General features: G+C 70.9%; 12 protein-coding genes and 1 pseudogene. 8 read left to right on the plus strand and 5 right to left on the minus strand.

The annotated features are described in order from the left end of the window. Window positions 1–520 precede the first annotated feature (520 nt). Together ACFWB8_RS02090 and ligA are read left to right on the plus strand one after the other, a co-directional pair. Window positions 521–2,932: a SpoIIE family protein phosphatase gene (locus ACFWB8_RS02090; RefSeq protein ID WP_385221112.1), complete on the plus strand. Its 2,412-nt coding sequence runs from the start codon at window positions 521–523 to the stop codon at window positions 2,930–2,932. A gap of 90 nt (window positions 2,933–3,022) precedes the next feature. Beyond that, complete coding sequence (gene ligA / locus ACFWB8_RS02095; RefSeq protein ID WP_385221115.1) at window positions 3,023–5,083, plus strand: NAD-dependent DNA ligase LigA; 2,061 nt, start codon at window positions 3,023–3,025, stop codon at window positions 5,081–5,083. A gap of 114 nt (window positions 5,084–5,197) precedes the next feature. Here the strand turns inward: ligA and ACFWB8_RS02100 are convergent, their stop codons facing one another. Further along, window positions 5,198–5,638, minus strand: coding sequence for a nuclear transport factor 2 family protein (locus ACFWB8_RS02100; RefSeq protein WP_385221117.1), 441 nt, complete (start codon window positions 5,636–5,638; stop codon window positions 5,198–5,200). 121 nt (window positions 5,639–5,759) lie between these two features. On the opposite strand from ACFWB8_RS02100, the gene ACFWB8_RS02105 reads away from it, so the two are divergent. Next, a complete protein-coding gene (locus tag ACFWB8_RS02105; RefSeq protein ID WP_385221120.1) occupies window positions 5,760–6,332 on the plus strand; it encodes a TetR/AcrR family transcriptional regulator in 573 nt (190 codons plus the stop codon). Window positions 6,333–6,444: 112 nt separating this feature from the next. Here ACFWB8_RS02105 and ACFWB8_RS02110 read toward each other — a convergent pair whose 3' ends face one another. Further along, window positions 6,445–7,146 carry an NAD(P)-dependent oxidoreductase gene (locus ACFWB8_RS02110; RefSeq protein WP_385221123.1) on the minus strand — a complete coding sequence of 234 codons (702 nt, stop codon included), beginning with the start codon at window positions 7,144–7,146 and terminating at the stop codon, window positions 6,445–6,447. A gap of 131 nt (window positions 7,147–7,277) precedes the next feature. Here ACFWB8_RS02110 and ACFWB8_RS02115 point away from each other — a divergent pair, with 131 nt between their 5' ends. After that, window positions 7,278–7,991 (plus strand): TetR/AcrR family transcriptional regulator, encoded by a 714-nt coding sequence (locus ACFWB8_RS02115; RefSeq protein WP_385221126.1) that lies wholly within the window; start codon window positions 7,278–7,280, stop codon window positions 7,989–7,991. Between the two features lie 39 nt (window positions 7,992–8,030). Here the strand turns inward: ACFWB8_RS02115 and ACFWB8_RS02120 are convergent, their stop codons facing one another. Then, complete coding sequence (locus ACFWB8_RS02120; RefSeq protein ID WP_385221129.1) at window positions 8,031–8,726, minus strand: SDR family oxidoreductase; 696 nt, start codon at window positions 8,724–8,726, stop codon at window positions 8,031–8,033. A 142-nt stretch (window positions 8,727–8,868) separates the two neighbouring features. Between ACFWB8_RS02120 and ACFWB8_RS02125 the strand changes: the two genes are divergently transcribed. Continuing rightward, complete coding sequence (locus ACFWB8_RS02125) at window positions 8,869–9,726, plus strand: helix-turn-helix transcriptional regulator (protein WP_385221132.1); 858 nt, start codon at window positions 8,869–8,871, stop codon at window positions 9,724–9,726. A gap of 141 nt (window positions 9,727–9,867) precedes the next feature. Here ACFWB8_RS02125 and ACFWB8_RS02130 read toward each other — a convergent pair whose 3' ends face one another. Continuing rightward, window positions 9,868–10,323: a hypothetical protein gene (locus tag ACFWB8_RS02130; protein WP_385221134.1), complete on the minus strand. Its 456-nt coding sequence runs from the start codon at window positions 10,321–10,323 to the stop codon at window positions 9,868–9,870. A 448-nt stretch (window positions 10,324–10,771) separates the two neighbouring features. Next, window positions 10,772–11,389, minus strand: a complete 618-nt coding sequence (locus ACFWB8_RS02135) for a TOPRIM nucleotidyl transferase/hydrolase domain-containing protein (protein WP_385221137.1) — start codon at window positions 11,387–11,389, stop codon at window positions 10,772–10,774. 416 nt (window positions 11,390–11,805) lie between these two features. On the opposite strand from ACFWB8_RS02135, the pseudogene ACFWB8_RS02140 reads away from it, so the two are divergent. The 3 genes and pseudogenes from ACFWB8_RS02140 to ACFWB8_RS02150 all read left to right on the plus strand — a co-directional run. Continuing rightward, window positions 11,806–12,783 (plus strand): annotated as a pseudogene (locus ACFWB8_RS02140) (glycoside hydrolase family 26 protein); the annotation flags it as partial. 475 nt (window positions 12,784–13,258) lie between these two features. After that, on the plus strand, window positions 13,259–13,621 hold the full coding sequence (locus ACFWB8_RS02145) for a DUF1330 domain-containing protein (protein ID WP_385221140.1): 363 nt from the start codon (window positions 13,259–13,261) through the stop codon (window positions 13,619–13,621). A gap of 575 nt (window positions 13,622–14,196) precedes the next feature. Beyond that, window positions 14,197–14,883 (plus strand): DUF4232 domain-containing protein, encoded by a 687-nt coding sequence (locus tag ACFWB8_RS02150; RefSeq protein ID WP_385221143.1) that lies wholly within the window; start codon window positions 14,197–14,199, stop codon window positions 14,881–14,883. The last annotated feature ends 277 nt before the right edge of the window (window positions 14,884–15,160 follow it).

Below are 15,160 nucleotides of genomic sequence, written 5' to 3' on the forward strand. Positions count from 1 at the left end.
CCCATACGGGCTCAGCCCATGGAGGTCACGTGCTCGTCGCCGCCCACGTCGGGGGCGGAACGGCCGGTACCCGCGTCCTGGCGAGGACCGCGACGTCGGGCTTGAGGGACCGCGGGCGCGGGCCTTCTCGGCCGTGGACGCATCACCGGCGACCTCGATGCCGGGTTCGGCGTCGAGCAGGAACGCCCGGATGGCCGCCTCCGCGGAGGCAGGCGCTGCTGCATAGGACATCCACACCCCCAGGGGTCCGTGTCCGCCTCAGCAGCATTGTCGCAGGGGAGCCCCGGATCAGCCCGTGCGAGCTGCCGCGGCTCCCGCCGCCCTTCCGGGCCCAGCGGCAGCCCTGGGGGAGGGGTCTACGAGGGGCCCGCGCGGGCGCGGGCAGCCCGACGGCCGTCGCCGACAGTCCGGACGTGGCCACGCCCGGACGGACCAGCGGGACCGGCGCCCGGGCCGCCTGACCGGAACCGGCTCCACCCGACCTTGAACGTGGCATGCTCGTCTTATGGAGGGCGATTTCATGCTTCCCAACGCCGGTGCGGGGGCGGCACCCGAGGTGCTGGCACTGGCCAAGGTCGTGTCCAAACTTCGTGCCGAAGTCGTGGAGCTGGAAGGCGTGGCCTCGGTGACGGCCGTCCTGGAGCGCGCCAAGGGCGTGGTGATGGCCCAGGCGGGCGTGACCCCGGACGCCGCGTACCGGCTGCTGCTCGACCGTGCCGAGCAGAACCGGCGGACCCTCCTGGAGCAGTGCTGGATCACCCTGGGCCGGACCGGCGCGGAGCCCGTGGCGCCACGGCCGCAGGCTGCCGGGCAGACAGCGCCCGTCGTGCCGCCGAAGCCGGGCGCCTCGCCCTTCAGCACGAGCCGCTACGTAGCCGGCGGCGGCCGTCCGGCCGGGCACCGCACGCTCCTCGCCCGCCTCGCCGAGGACCTGGCCGCCGCCCGTACCCCGGACGAGATCGCTCGGCTGCTGCACGCGGTGCTGGCCGACCCGGAGGACGTCGACGCGGTAATGATCTACACCGTGGCCACCGCGGGGAGCCTGAAGCTGGCAGGGCACGCCGGTATCAGCGACTCGATGGCCGAGCAGTGGAGCCACATACCCCCGCTCAGCGGCGTCGCCGCGATGGAGGCGATCGCGGCCCGGGAGGCGGTGTGGCTCGAAGACCCGGAGCAGGACGCCTCCCGGTACCTCCTGATCGGCGATCCACCCGAGCGGTGGCCCTCGCGCGCCTGGCTCCCCGTACCCGGCAACGGGCCGGTGACCGCCGTCGTGGGCTTCTTCCGCACCCGGCAGGGTCTCTTCGACGCCCGTACCCGGACCCTGCTCAGGCGGGCCGTCAGGCTGTGCGGCGGGCCTCTGCGAGCGGACCGGGGCCCCTACGGACACGACCCGCTCCACGCCGACGTGGACGCCATCCAGACGGTCTTCGACGCCCTGTCCGGACCGGCGATCCTGCTGACCCCGCTGCGTTCCCCGACGGGTGAGGTGGAGGACTACCGGATCGACGCGGCGTCGCCGGAGTCGCTGGACGTGGCCGGGCGGCACGGCAAGGAGCTGGTCGGCCGACGGATACTGGAGAACTACCCGACGGTGGCGGGCACGGCACTGTGGGAGGGGTACCTGGACACCCTGACCATGGGGGAGGTCTACGAGGGAGAGCCCTTCGTCTACGAGGAAGTGACCGCCGGAGTTCCACAGCAGTCCGTGTTCTCGGTCCGGGCGTCCCGGCTGGGGGAGCGACTGGTCGTGTCCTGGATCCGCCACGATACCAGCGAACGGGAAACCCGCAGGCTGGACGACCTGCAGAGGCTGGGCAACCTCGGCTGGGCGAGCTGGAACCTGGTGACGGACACCATCACCTGGTCCGACCAGGTCTACGCCATCTTCGGCCGCGACCCCGCGCTGGGACCCATGCGGCTGGAGGAACTGCCCCGGCACCTGCTGGCGGAGGACCTGCCCCGGCTGGGCTCGGCCGTTCAACGGCTGCTGGCCGACGGCACGGCCATCGACCAGTTCTTCCGCATCACCACCGAGCACGGCGTACGGCACCTGCGGATCGTCGCGGAGGCGCAACGGGACGTGGACGGCAGCCCGTTGGAGGTGCACGGCTTCTTCCAGGACCTCAGCGCACTGCGGGACACCGAACTGGCTCTGCGCGAGAGCGAACGCGCCAACCTCGTCCAGCGCGGCGTGCTGACGGCCGAACGCGCGATCGCCGTCCGGCTCCAGGAAGCCCTGCTGCCGATGCCCGAGCAGTCCCTGGAACTGGCGGGCCTGGGCGTCGACGTCGCGTACCTCCCCGCCGACAGCGGCCTGAACGTCGGAGGCGACTGGTATTCCGCGATCGAGCTGCCGGACGAGAGCGCGCTGTTCGTCGTCGGGGACGTCGCCGGTCACGGTCTGGCCGCCGTGGGCACCATGGCCCAGCTCCGCTTCACCACCAAGGGCATGATCGTCACAGGCTCGCCCCTCCCCGACGTCCTGCGCAGGCTCAACGCCCTCCTGCTCCATACGGCGACGGACCCCGACGGCGCCACCGCCACCATGGTCATGGGGCGCTACCAGCCCTGGGACCGCCGCCTGACCTGGGTGCGGGCCGGGCATCTGCCGCCCTTGCTGATCCGCGGGGGTACGGCGGAGTTCCTGCCACAGCCCGTGGGCTGCCTCCTCGGCGCCACCTTCCACCCCGTGTACGGGCAGGCCGTGATCGACCTGCTGCCCGGGGACCGCCTGCTGCTCTTCACGGACGGCCTCGTGGAGGAGCCGGGCGAGGACATCGAAGCAGGGCTCGACCGCCTCGCCGAAACGGCTCTGCGGCTCGTACGGGAGGGCGGGAACGAGACGCTCGCCAGGACCTTGGCCGCGCTGCGGCCAGGGAACCGGGACGACATCTGCGTCCTCGACATCCACGTACCCGACGAGCCCTGATCCCGACCCGGGAGGCGGCCGCCCGGAGCCAGGTCCCGAGCGATGCCGAGCACATCCTCACTGTCAGACCCTTGAGCGAGGATCATGCTCATGAAGACCCTTCCCGCCGATGAGGCGTTGTCCGTCATGTCCGGCCACACCGACTACGAGGCCGCCCTCGCCCGCCTGCGCGAGGCCTCGCGGGCGTATTACGGCGACGGTGACAGCCCGATCGATGACGCCACGTACGACCGGCTCCGGCTTGCCGTGCTGTCCTGGGAGCAGGCACACCCGGACGGGGCCGCCCAGGAATCCCCGACCGGCCTGGTCGGGGACGGTGCCGCCCCGGCGGGCGACATCGCGCACACCACGCGACTGCTCAGCCTCGACAACGTCTTCGACCCGGCCGGCCTCGTCGCCTGGGGAACCTCCCTCCAGCGCCGCCTGGGCCACGAGAGCGCCGGCGGGTTCACCGTCGAGCCGAAGATGGACGGCGCGGCCGTCGCCGCCCGCTACCGCGCGGGGCGGCTGGAGCAGATCATCACCCGAGGCAACGGCACCCACGGCGAGGACGTCAGCCATGTCATCGGCACCCTTGAGGGCCTGCCCGAGCAGCTGCCCGTGCCCGCCACGTTCGAGGTACGAGGCGAAGTCCTGTTCACCCAGCAGCAGTTCGAGACCGCGAACGAGGTCCGCACCGCGCACGGCGCGCAGGTATTCGCCAACCCGCGCAACGGTACGGCCGGCACCCTGCGCGCGAAGGACCGTCCGTACCGGCTCGCGATGACGTTCTGGGCGTACGGTGCGGTCGAGCTCGACGGCGTCGCCTTCGTGCCTCCCGGGGCCACGCACGCCGAGGCCCTGGCCGCCGTCGCCGAAGCCGGAGTGCAGACCACGGCGGACACACCCGCGGGCCTGCACGTGGTCGCCACCCTCGACGAGGCGCAGCAGAAGGCCGACGAGATCGCCGCGCTGCGCCCCGCCCTGCCGTTCGGTATCGACGGGGTCGTCATCAAGGCGAACGACGCGGCGGAGCAGGCAACGGCCGGTTTCGGCAGCAGGTTCCCGCACTGGGCGATCGCCTACAAGCTTCCGGCCGTCGAGCGGCAGACCGTGTTGAAGGACGTGGTCTGGGACGTGGGCCGCACCGGCGTGCTCGCCCCGACGGCCCTCCTCGAACCGGTCGACATCGACGGATCCACGGTCACCCGGGCCACCCTCCACAACCCGGCCGACATCCGCCGCCGTGACCTCCACCTCGGGGACACCGTGACGGTCTACAAAGCGGGCGACATCATCCCCCGCGTCCAGGCCGCCGTCACCGGCCTGCGCCCGGCCGGGGCGCAGGAGGTGCCGCTGCCCGCGGCATGCCCCAACTGTGGTGGGGAGATCAACAAAGACCAGGAGCGGTGGCGCTGCGCGAAGGGAACCGCCTGCGCGCTGCCCGCTCTGATCGAGTACGCCGCCGGACGCGACATGCTCGACATCGACGGCCTGGGCAAGACGTACGTCAAGGCTCTGATCGAGTCCGGTGACGTCACGGACGTCGCGGACCTGTTCACCCTCACCGAGGACCAGCTCACCGTCGCCTCCGGCAGCGCGAAGCGTGGAGCGAAGCTGGCCGAACAGATCGCCGCTGCCACATCCCGCCCGCTCAGCCGCGTCTTCTGCGCTCTCGGCGTGCTCGGCACCGGGCGCAGCATGTCCCGCCGTATCGCCGCGCACTTCGGCACCATGGATGCCATCCGCCAGGCCGACGCCGCAGCGATGCAGGAAGTCGACGGCATCGGCGCGGAGAAGGCTCCGGTCATCGTCGAGCAGGTGGCCTCCCTGGCTCCGGTCATCGACAAACTGGCCGCAGCCGGGGTCAACATGACGGAACCACAGGAGACGAAGGTGGCCGGCGAGGGCCCGCTGGCGGACGCGACCGTCGTCGTCACCGGCAAAATGTGCGGTCCGCTGGAGAAGCTGGGACGCTCCGAGATGAACACCCTGATCGAGAAGGCGGGCGGCAAGGCGGGCAGCAGCGTCAACTCCAGGACCGCCTACCTGGTGAGCGCGCCGTCCCCGAGCGGCAAGCCGAGCTCCAAGGCCCTCAAGGCCGAGGAGCTCGGCGTCACGGTTCTCACTCCGGAGGCCTTCGCCGAACTCGTCACCGACTACGTGGGCTGATCCGGCGCACCCGTTTCACGCGGGAAGCCCAGGTGCGTCCGCGGGCGGGGGCCAGTACGGTGCTTCAGGTCGGGCCGAGCCGGGCCGGGTGGGACTCAGCGTGGGCGCCGGGGGCTACTTGCCTTCCAGCGCCGCCACCAGCTGAGGAAGGTTGTCGCCGGCCATGACGAGGGCGAGATGGTCGTGGTAGTCCCGGCTGCTGACGATCAGGCCGTCGCGGACCCGCAGTACCTGGATGTTTGCGGCTTCGAACCTCCGCCCGGTCAGCCGGTGGTGCACGTGGTAGTCGAACTCGGCGACGACCACCTCGGCGTCGTCGGTTTCCCGGACGACCACGTTCGCCGGGGTCAGCTCCAGGGGCGAACTCGAGGAGACCAGCGCGAACCGCTCCCTGAGTGCGGCCCGCCCCTCGATCCGGCGCGGACCGACCGGCTCGAAGACGGTCTCCACCACGGCGTCCTCGGCGTAGAGCTCGGCCAGTTCCGTGTACCGCCCGGCGCCGATGCCCTCGATGAGCTTGTGGAAGACCTCGCGCGGCGACAGCGTTTCGGGCATGACCAACCTCCGGTGGGATCCGTGGATAGAATCGGACTAGCGACTCCGTTTTTACGATACGGACTGGAGAGTCCGGTTGTCCATAGTGGTTCTGCCGTAGACGGCGAAAGGTGGGAGAGGGATGGGTGGCGCTCAGGAGCGTCCGCTGCGGGCGGACGCGGCCCGCAACCGGGCCAGGCTGCTGGATGTCGCCACGGAGGTGTTCACCACCCGCGGCGTCGGCGTGCCGACCGAGGAGATCGCCCGTATCGCCGGGGTCGGAGTCGGCACGCTCTTTCGGCACTTCCCGTCCAAGGAGGCGCTGCTGGAGGCGGTGATGGTGCGCAGGCTGGAGGAAATGGCAGCCCAGACCGGGCAGCTGGCCGCCGAGGCGGGCCCCGCCGAAGCCTTCTTCGCGTGCTTCCGCCTGGTGGTGGAACAGTCCGAGGGGAAGAACGAGTTCGCCCAGGCTCTCGCCGCGGCCGGGGTGGACGTACATGCGTCCCTGCAGGCGCCGACCATGGAGATCCAGGCCCGGCTGGCCGATCTGCTGGCCGGGGCGCAACGGGCCGGGGCGGTCCGCCAGGAGCTGGGCCTGCCGGAGTTCATCGCCCTCCTGGCCGGTACCGGCAGGGCGATGGAACAGCTCGGAGCGGATCCCGCGCCCAGGGAGCGCATCTTCGAGGTCGTCTTCGACGGACTGCGGCCACGCTGAACCGAAGGCGCATCAACCGCACCTCCGCCGGCGTCCGGTCACGGCACGCGGCACGGAGGCGCGCCGGCAGAGCCATCCGGCGGGTGCGTCCTTGGTCCGCGGGCGACGTCGGTCAGTAGCCGATGGTGAAACGGCGTTGGACGAAGCGCGGCAGCTCCGCCTCGTCGAGGAGGGCGACGGCGGCGTCCTCCATGGAGATGCGGCTGCGCCCCTCCGCGTCCAGGACCGGCTGGTCGCCGCCGATCCGGAACCGGCCCGTACGTTCGCCGGGTGCGATGTGCTCAGCGGGGCTGAAGTAGGTCCACAGCCGGTTGGAGGTGCGCAGCACGTTCAGGGCGTCTCGGTGGCCGCGTACAGCGGCGGCATATTCCCTCGGCAGGCCGATCTCATCGAGGGCCTCGTGCAGGAGTCCGTCGGAGTCGGCCCGCACGACTCCGGGCGCGACCTCCAGGCTCCCGGCGCCGCCGATGACGATGAGCCGGGTCCTGGGGTGGCTCTCGAGCGCTTTCAGGAGTGCTCGCGCGGCAGTGGCGTACACCGTGGGATCTGCGATCGAGCGGGCCACGGTGTCGGCGATGTCCTTGGCGGCGTTTCCGGGCTGGAACCCGCTGATCAGTACGTCGAGGCCGGGTATCGCCTCCGCGACGGCGTCGGCGTCGAGGACATCGACGCTCTTCCAGGCGACGTTCTTGCGGTCCTCGTCGATCCGGGTGGCGTCGCGGCTGTAGGCCGTGACGTGATGCCCCCGGTCGAGGGCTTCGGTGACGACGCGACTGCCGATGCCGCCCGTGGCCCCGATGACTCCGATGTGCATGGCTCTCCCTGGGTGGTTGCTCCTACCGCCGCGCTCTTCACGGCACGCCGAAACTATATGGCACGCCGAAACTATACGGCGTGCAGTAACAATACGGGGCGCATTATCGCGACGCTGTAGAGTGAGCGGCCATGGGAAGCGTGGGAAACACCAAGGGGCGCCGCGAGCGGCTGAGGGCCGAGACGACCGCTGAGATCAAGAAGGTCGCGCTGGGGCTGATGGCCTCGGGGGGACCGGACGCGATCACGCTGCGGGCCATCGCGCGCGAGATGGGCATGACGGCCAACGCCATCTACGGCTACTTCGCCACCCGCGACGACCTGGTCACCACGCTGATCAACAACGTCTACACCTCACTGGCCGATACCGTGGACGCCGCCTGGGACGCCGCCCCCGCCCAGGATCCGGCCGCCCGGATCCAGGCATGGGCCCGCGCCTTCAGGAACTGGGCGTTGGCCAATCCCGAGGGCTTCCGCCTCATCTACGGGGACCCCGTCCCCGGCTACCGGCCCCCCGAGGGCGGCGCCGCCCCGGAAGCCGCTCACCGTGTCTGCACCGGCATCACCGCACTCGCGGCCGCGGCCTGGCCGCACGCCGAACCCCGTTACGCGGAGAGCGACTTCGAGTGGTCCGACTTCGACCCCGGTCTGCTGGACAAGGTCCGCCCGGCCTTCCCCGACCTGCCCCCGGCCGCCGTGGCCCTCGCCCTGCGCATCTGGAGCCACCTGCACGGCCTTGTGTCCTTGGAGATCTACGGCCACCTGCAGACCCAGGCCCTCAGCCCGGAAAAGCTCTTCCGCGAAGAACTCACCCAGCTCCTCCGGTCCTTGGGCATCGCACCGTAGGGGTGCGTGACGGTCGGCGCCGCCCTGCTTGAGAAGCGGCTACCAGACGACCGGGCCGGCCTTGTCGAAGAAGCCACCGGTCGGGCCGTGGGCTCCGATGACGGCCATGCGGACGATGATCTCCGCGCCCTCTTCGACGGTGTTGCTGCCCTGGTGGCCGTTGAGGTCGGTGGCGGTGTAGCCGGGGTCGACGGCGTTGAATCGGATGGCGGGGTACGCCTTGGCGTACTGCGATGTGATCATGACCAGCGCCGTCTTGGAGGAGTTGTAGTCCAGCAGCGTCACGTGGAACTCGATGCGGCCCGGGTCGGCGCATGCCGCCGGCGAGCCCAGACCACTGCTGACGTTGACGACGACCGGGGCGACGCTCGCTTCCAGGAGCGGGAGGAAGGCGTGCGTGACGCGCACGACGCCGAAGACGTTGGTGTCGTACGTGGTCTGCATGTCGGCCCCGGTGACCTCGCCGACCGGCTTGCCCGCGCCCGCGATCCCGGCGTTGTTGACCAGGACGTCAAGGCGGCCGGCGTCCGCGCGGACGAATTCGGCGGCGGCCTCGACGGAATCCCCGTCGGTGACGTCGATCTGGACGAAGCGGGCGCCGAGCTCCACGGCCGCCGCCTGGCCGCGCTCGGCGTCGCGCGCGCCGACGTAGACGGTGTGCCCGGCCTTGACCAGGCGCCGGGCCGTCTCCAGTCCGAGTCCCTTGTTCGCTCCGGTAATCAGGGTGGTGGTCATGCGCTCACTCCGGTGACAGGTGGGTTGGTGATGCGGTGATGACCCCACCCTCACCGCACCGCGTGCGAACAGGCAGTGCCCGCGTTTGCCTGTGGACTGCCAGTACCAGGCTGTCCGGCCGCGGCCGCCGGATACTGGGGGTGTGAGCGGATCAAGGGAACTCGGCAGGGCATTGCGCGGCTGGCGCGACCGTACGGCCCCGGCCGCGGTCGGACTGCCCGCCGGCGGAGTACGGCGCGCCGCGGGGCTGCGACGCGAGGAACTGGCGCAACTCGCCGGCCTGTCGGTGGACTACGTCGTCCGCCTGGAACAGGGCCGGGCCACCTCCCCGTCCCCGCAGGTCCTGTCCGCCCTGGCCCGCGCCCTGCGGCTGTCGGCGGCAGAGCGCGCGCACCTCTATCTCCTCGCGGGCCAAGCGGCGCCGGGCCCCGGCCAGCTGTCGGCACACATCCCCCCAGGGGTCCGAAGGCTGCTCGACCAGCTGGACGGTGCACCGCTCAGCGTGCACGACGCGGCCTGGAACCTGACCCTGTGGAACCCGTTGTGGGCCGCCCTGTTCGGGGACGCGTCCGCGCAGCGCGGACGCGAACGCAACATCGTCTGGCGCCACTTCGCCGGCCTGCCCAGCCGGGTCAGCCACAGCCCCGAGCAGGAGGCCCGGTTCGAGGCGGCGGTGGTCGCCGATCTCAGAGCGGCGAGCGCCCGCTACCCCGCCGATGCGGGCCTGCGCTCCCTGATCAAAGACCTGCGGGACAACAGCACCGCCTTCGCACGCCTTTGGGACACCGGGATCGTGGGCGTCCACGAGACGGACACCAAAACCATCCACCACCCCGATGTCGGCACACTCACCCTCGACTGCGACGTGCTCGTGGCTCCCGGCAGCGATCTGCGCATCGTCGTCTACACCGCTCCCCCCGGCAGCGACGCCTCCGCCCGGCTGGCGCTCCTCAACGTCATCGGCACCCAGGCCATGACCGAGAACAGTGCCCCGGCGTAGCGGTCAGCCACAGAAGAGCGAGTTCAACGGCCGGCGTCAGACGGGTATGGCCTGCCGGGCTCCCGGTTCCCGCCTCCGAGGACGGCGGAAGCCCAGCAGGTTCTGTCGCGCACGATCGTCGATCCACGCGCGTGGGGACGCTCAGCAGGTGACGGTGACCTCGTGGACCACCGGCCTGGCCGTCCAGGGGAACGAGGCCACGCTGAAGGTGCCGCGGACGGTCGAGCCGCACGGGACGGTGCTGACCAGACCGTGTACCTGGAGGTTCGAAGAGGTGAAGATGACCGGCTTGGACTGGGTGACGGGCGTGGTGCCGCCGACGACTTCTGCGGACAGGGTCGTGTACAGCTCCTTCGCGCTGGGCGCCGGGCCGCCCGGGGAGGGCGGGCCGGCGAGTCCGACCGTGCCGTAGAACTCGACGGTGGTACCGGAGATCTCGGCGCACACCCGCGTGGCCAGACCCGCCTGGAGACCGGAGTTCCCGCAGGAAGTGACGGTTTCGCTGGTGCCGGCCGGCAAGACGGCGGCGCTGGCAGGGGTGATCGCGTATACGGCCAGGCTCACGGCACCGGCGGCAAGCAGTGCTAAACGGTTCATTGGGGTTCTCCTCGTCATGAATCACCGTCCCAGGGGCTTCCGGGCGGTGCCTATGACATGTGATATTTCACATGTTATCAAAACGGGAGATGTTCGAGACCTGAACTTCCCCTGACGGCCGCATGACACTCTCGACGCAGAAGGTCGATGCCGGGTGCGGCCCTGCCCCTGCGGCCTTGCTGCTCGCCCTGCACGGGCGGGGGGACGGGTCGCCGTTCCAGGCCGTGCGGCTGGTGCGATCACAGAAAGCAACGCCGTGCGCGCCCATGGACCGGGGGCTCGGCGGCGAGCCGCAGCCCTGAAGCATCTCCAGGACCGGGCGGCGCCCACCTGGGCACCCGCGGCACCGTGAGCGCCACCGGACACCGGCCCGCCGCCGTGTGCGCACCGGCCGCCAACCTCGAGGTCTGGGACACGGAGAGAGGAGCAGCCCCGCCCGGCACCGCCCTCACAAGCTGGCGAGGAGGTCGTCCAGCGGGGCGGGCACCTGGTCGGGGGCGAGGGCTTCGATCAGGAGGCGGCCATAGCGGATCTTGCGGCCCTTCTTCGTACCGAGGAAGCGCCGCAGCTGCTGGTGCCGGGGCCGGCCGTGCTGGGCGGGCTGCCGTACGAAGGTCTGCCAGGCGCGCAGCTCGTCCTCGGCCTGGATGATCTGTTCGATCCGCGCCGGGCCCAGCGCACGGATGAGCTCGTCCTCCAGGTCCGCCGTGCAGACGAAGACACCCGTGCGCGGCGCCCAGGCCGGGTTGAGGCCCCGGTCGAAGAAGGGCTTCTCGCGCTCGTCGCACAGACCGACCAGGCGCAGGCCGAGACCGGACGGCCCGAGGAGCCCTGCGTAGCGGCCGACGCTCATCGCCCCGCCCATCGGAACCACGCACACCCCCTCGGCCGCCAGGTCTCGGCCCCGACCCGCGGCCAGCGCCTCGACGGCCGCGAGGTCGCTCAGCCCTTCCAGCAGGACCGCCGTGTGCACCCCGAGGAGCTCCGCTTGCTCCCTCGCCAGCCCGCCGGAGCCACCGGCCGCCCAGGCTGTGACCTCGTCCCGGAACATGCGTATGTCGACCATGCCAGGGAGTCTCTACGTCCACCGACGGCGTCGCACGCGATATTCGGCCGCGCGCCCGCGCAGTCTCCGTTCCGGATCGGCCGCGGCCGTGCACCCCGGGGCCGAACGACGGGCGGCGACCGGCCTGCGGGTGAGGTCGAAGACGTCCGGCGTTCCACAGCCGCACGAACGGCGCACGACAGCGCCGGGCCGAAACGGGGTCGAGGTAATCGCCGGCGGGCGGCCCAGCGGACCGGCTGGCGCGTCGGCCACCGCCGCGCGCCGCCGGGAGGTGGCGGCGTTCACCTGGTCGGGTCAAGCGAAAGCGCCCGGCTCCCGCGAATGGCCCAGCATCGGGTCATCAGACAGGCGCGAATCGGATGAGATGCCTAACGTCGATGCCAGACACATCCGTTCGACGAGCGTGTGGAGACGTCATGCCCCATCGAGGCCGCTGGCTGGCTGGCGCCTGCGCAAGTGCGGTTGCTGCCTGCCTGCTTGCCACCGGGGGCGCCCTCGCCGCACCGGCGCAAGAGGATTCCGACGGTAGCGCCGGGAGCGAGGTCGCAGTGGGCGCCTACCTCCACTACGGCTCGCCCGGCGTCGAAAGGATGCGGGAACTCTCACGCTGGCTCGGGGGCGCCGAGCTGCGCGCCGGGCACACCTACCTGCCCGGCGACACCTGGTCGAACATCGAGGGGGCGCCCGATTCCTTGCGCAGCTGGGCACGGTGGCGCAGGGCGAGAGCCGATCGGCTGTTCGTCCTGAACGTGCCCATGCTGGACGACAACGAGGCCGGCGTCCCTGACGGCAGGGTCGCCGAGCTGCTCCGCTCCGGCGCGCAGGGTCAGTACGACCACCACTTCCGGCGGCTGGCCAGGCGTCTCGTCGGCCTCGGGGTCCCGGACACGGTGATCGTGCTCGGCTGGGAGATGAACGGCTTCAACTACACCCACCGATGCCGGCCCGACCCCGGGAACTGGAAGAGGTACTGGCGGCGCATCGTGGCCGCCATGCGCTCTGTGGAGGGGCAGCAGTTCCGATTCGACTTCGCCCCCAACCGTGGCCGTGACGCGATCGCCTGGACCAAGTGCTACCCGGGCGACGACGTGGTCGACGTCATTGGCATGGACTCCTACGACCAGCCGCCCGGCGACACCTTCGACGAGCAGGTCACCCAGCCCTACGGACTCCAGCACCACGTCGACTTCGCGAGGGCGCACGGCAAAGAGATCTCGTACCCCGAGTGGGGGCTGTTCCGCAACGGCGACAACCCCCGGTACATGCGAAGCATGCTGGCCTGGATCGCCGAGCAAGAGCCCCTCTACCACAGCATTACCGACTACTGCCCGCACGGCGTGTGGCAGTGCAGCCAGAACCCGCGCTCCGCCCGAGTGTTTCGGGAGTTCATGTCCAACGAATAGGGCTGGCGGCCGGCGCCGCTCCCCAGCCATGGAGGCCTGGGTCCGATGGAGACCCGTGCGTTCGGTGCGCGGGGTATGTGACGAGGGCCGGGCAGGCGGGTTGCGATCCTGGTTCCGAACTCCCTGGCGAAGCGAACCGCCCAGAACTACGGCTTCCCGGCCGGAAACTGAAATTCGCGAGTCCAGGGGACCAGTTGCGACGCAAGTCCATACCCGGATAACCGCGTCGGCGATCGTTCTGGCCTTGCCGACGGCGCCCTTGGCGCGGTCGAGCCCGGCCGTGCGGTGGGGGAGTTGGGGATGGGCCGATCGCCAGCCCGCGATGAACAGCGACGGTGATGCGGGCGACGGCGTTGGCGCACGTCCTCGACATGGCGGCGACTACCCCAGGGGTAATCGCACCGCCCAAGCCTCCTCAGCTACGTTCCGGCCATCGCTCACACCCCCGGAACGAAGGAGCCCCGTGGTGTCCGCTTATGGCTTCGCTCATCTCCGCAGCCGCCGGAATCACTCAGACGTCATGAAGTACCTAGAGCGCATCCAGGCAACCCTCGACCCGTTCGCGGGCCGTTTCGTCATCCACGGTCCGCCGGCCGAAGTCGTGGAGGGGACTTGGCCCGGCAGCATGGTGCTGATCGAGTTCCCCAGCCTGGCCGAAGCCCGTGCCTGGTACGGCTCTCCCGCCTACCGGGCCATCCTGCGTCTGCGTACCGACCACATCGAGGGCGACTTGCTGCTGATCGAGGGCGTCGGGCCGAACTACGACCCGGCCGAGCGTGCTCGCACATTGCGAACGGAAGCCGGGCGAGCGGGCCAGTCGGCCACGTAGTCCGCGCAGCCGCCCCTCCCGACCTTGGGACAGATCGTGGCCTTCTGGCCGGATCCGCCGAGCTGAGTCGTGCCTTCCGGAGCAGGCCGCCGAGTCAGTCCCCGGCCCTGGCGTCCTGGGGAACGGACTCGGCGGCCTGCGCCGGCTCCCGAAGCGCGAGGTGTTGCACCGGCTTCAGGAATGTCTTCTGCGGACCGAGCCCGGGTTCCTCCTGGTGAACGCGGGCGAAGGCTGCGCGTACCAGTTGCTGGACCGCCTCCGGCGTCTGCCGAGGAACACTTCCTCATCACACAGGCTGCCGCGCCGCTCGGTCTTCACGAGGTGGCCCAGGGAGCCCTCCAGGCGGGGGAAGAAGCCATGCTCGACGGCAACCCACCGGACGGGAATGCTCACGGGAGCCCGTCTGCTCGGCGAGCCCGCCGTGGGCGTACCCCCGGAGGGGGTGACCGTAGGCGCGTCTCGGACGCGTTACGGAACCGCCACAGCGTTGCGTCCCGCAGAACCGCGCAGGACGTGGTGCTGTGTTCACCGACGCGTGCCGGTGTCGGACCGGTCGTGAACCTCGGGGAGACCTCATGCAGTACTCAGCAGGTGTCGGCCGGACCACGGCAGCACTGATGGCGGCGGTGGCGGTCACCGCCTTGGCGGCGGGATGCACCCCGTCCGCCGGCGACGGCGCGATCGCCAAGCCCTCGGGGCCGCCCGCGGGGTCGGCGTCGCCGACGGCGACCGTCGGGTCCTCCTCCGTCGGGGGCACGAGCGGCGGTGCCGGCCACACCGCCCCCAGCGCCTCGGCACCTGCCCCGGGCGGGGGTGGGAAGCCCTGCACCGCCAGCCAAGTCAAGGTCTCCGAAGCCCACCAGGCCGCCGTCCGACCGACGGGCACGGGAACGGGAGCCGCCCTCGTCTCGGTCACCAACTCATCGGCGCACGCCTGCACACTCAGCGGATTCCCGACGGTCGCCGGAGCGGGCAACGGCTCCCCCCAACGGAACACCCCGCTCGCCACCAGCCACACCGGCTCGGCCTCCACGGTGTCCCTGGCCCCGGGCGCCCGAGCCTGGACGAAGCTGACCTTCGTCAACGTCCAGGGCGAAGCCGACGGCTCTTGCGTATCCGGCGCCACGCCCGTCACCTTCCCCACGCTCGTCCTCGGCGTCCCCGGCGCGGGCTCGCACCAGATCGCCATGGACGACGGAGTCCTCGCCGAGTGCGACAACAAGGTGACCGTCACCGCCTTCTCGTCGGCCAAACCCTCCTGAAGGCAGCCCACCAGGGCCACACGGAGGGCGAGGACCACGGACCTGATGGCTGGGGCGGTACGGAGAGGAGTTGCCCCGGCCCGGGGCCCGGTCAGCCGACCTGCAGTTCACCGCGCGCGGCGAGCCCGCCGTGCACCCGGGCCCGATCGTCGCCGTACGCGTCCCGCTGATCAGCCGCTCGGGAGGTGTTTCGCGTACGGCGAGCACACCCGGATGTGGAGGCCTTCCATCGGGGGGTGTGTCAGTGGCCCTGGATATGGTCCGCGTCATGGACACG

Origin of the sequence: Streptomyces sp. NPDC060031, from assembly GCF_042736805.1 — a bacterium.
GTDB lineage: Bacteria > Actinomycetota > Actinomycetes > Streptomycetales > Streptomycetaceae > Streptomyces.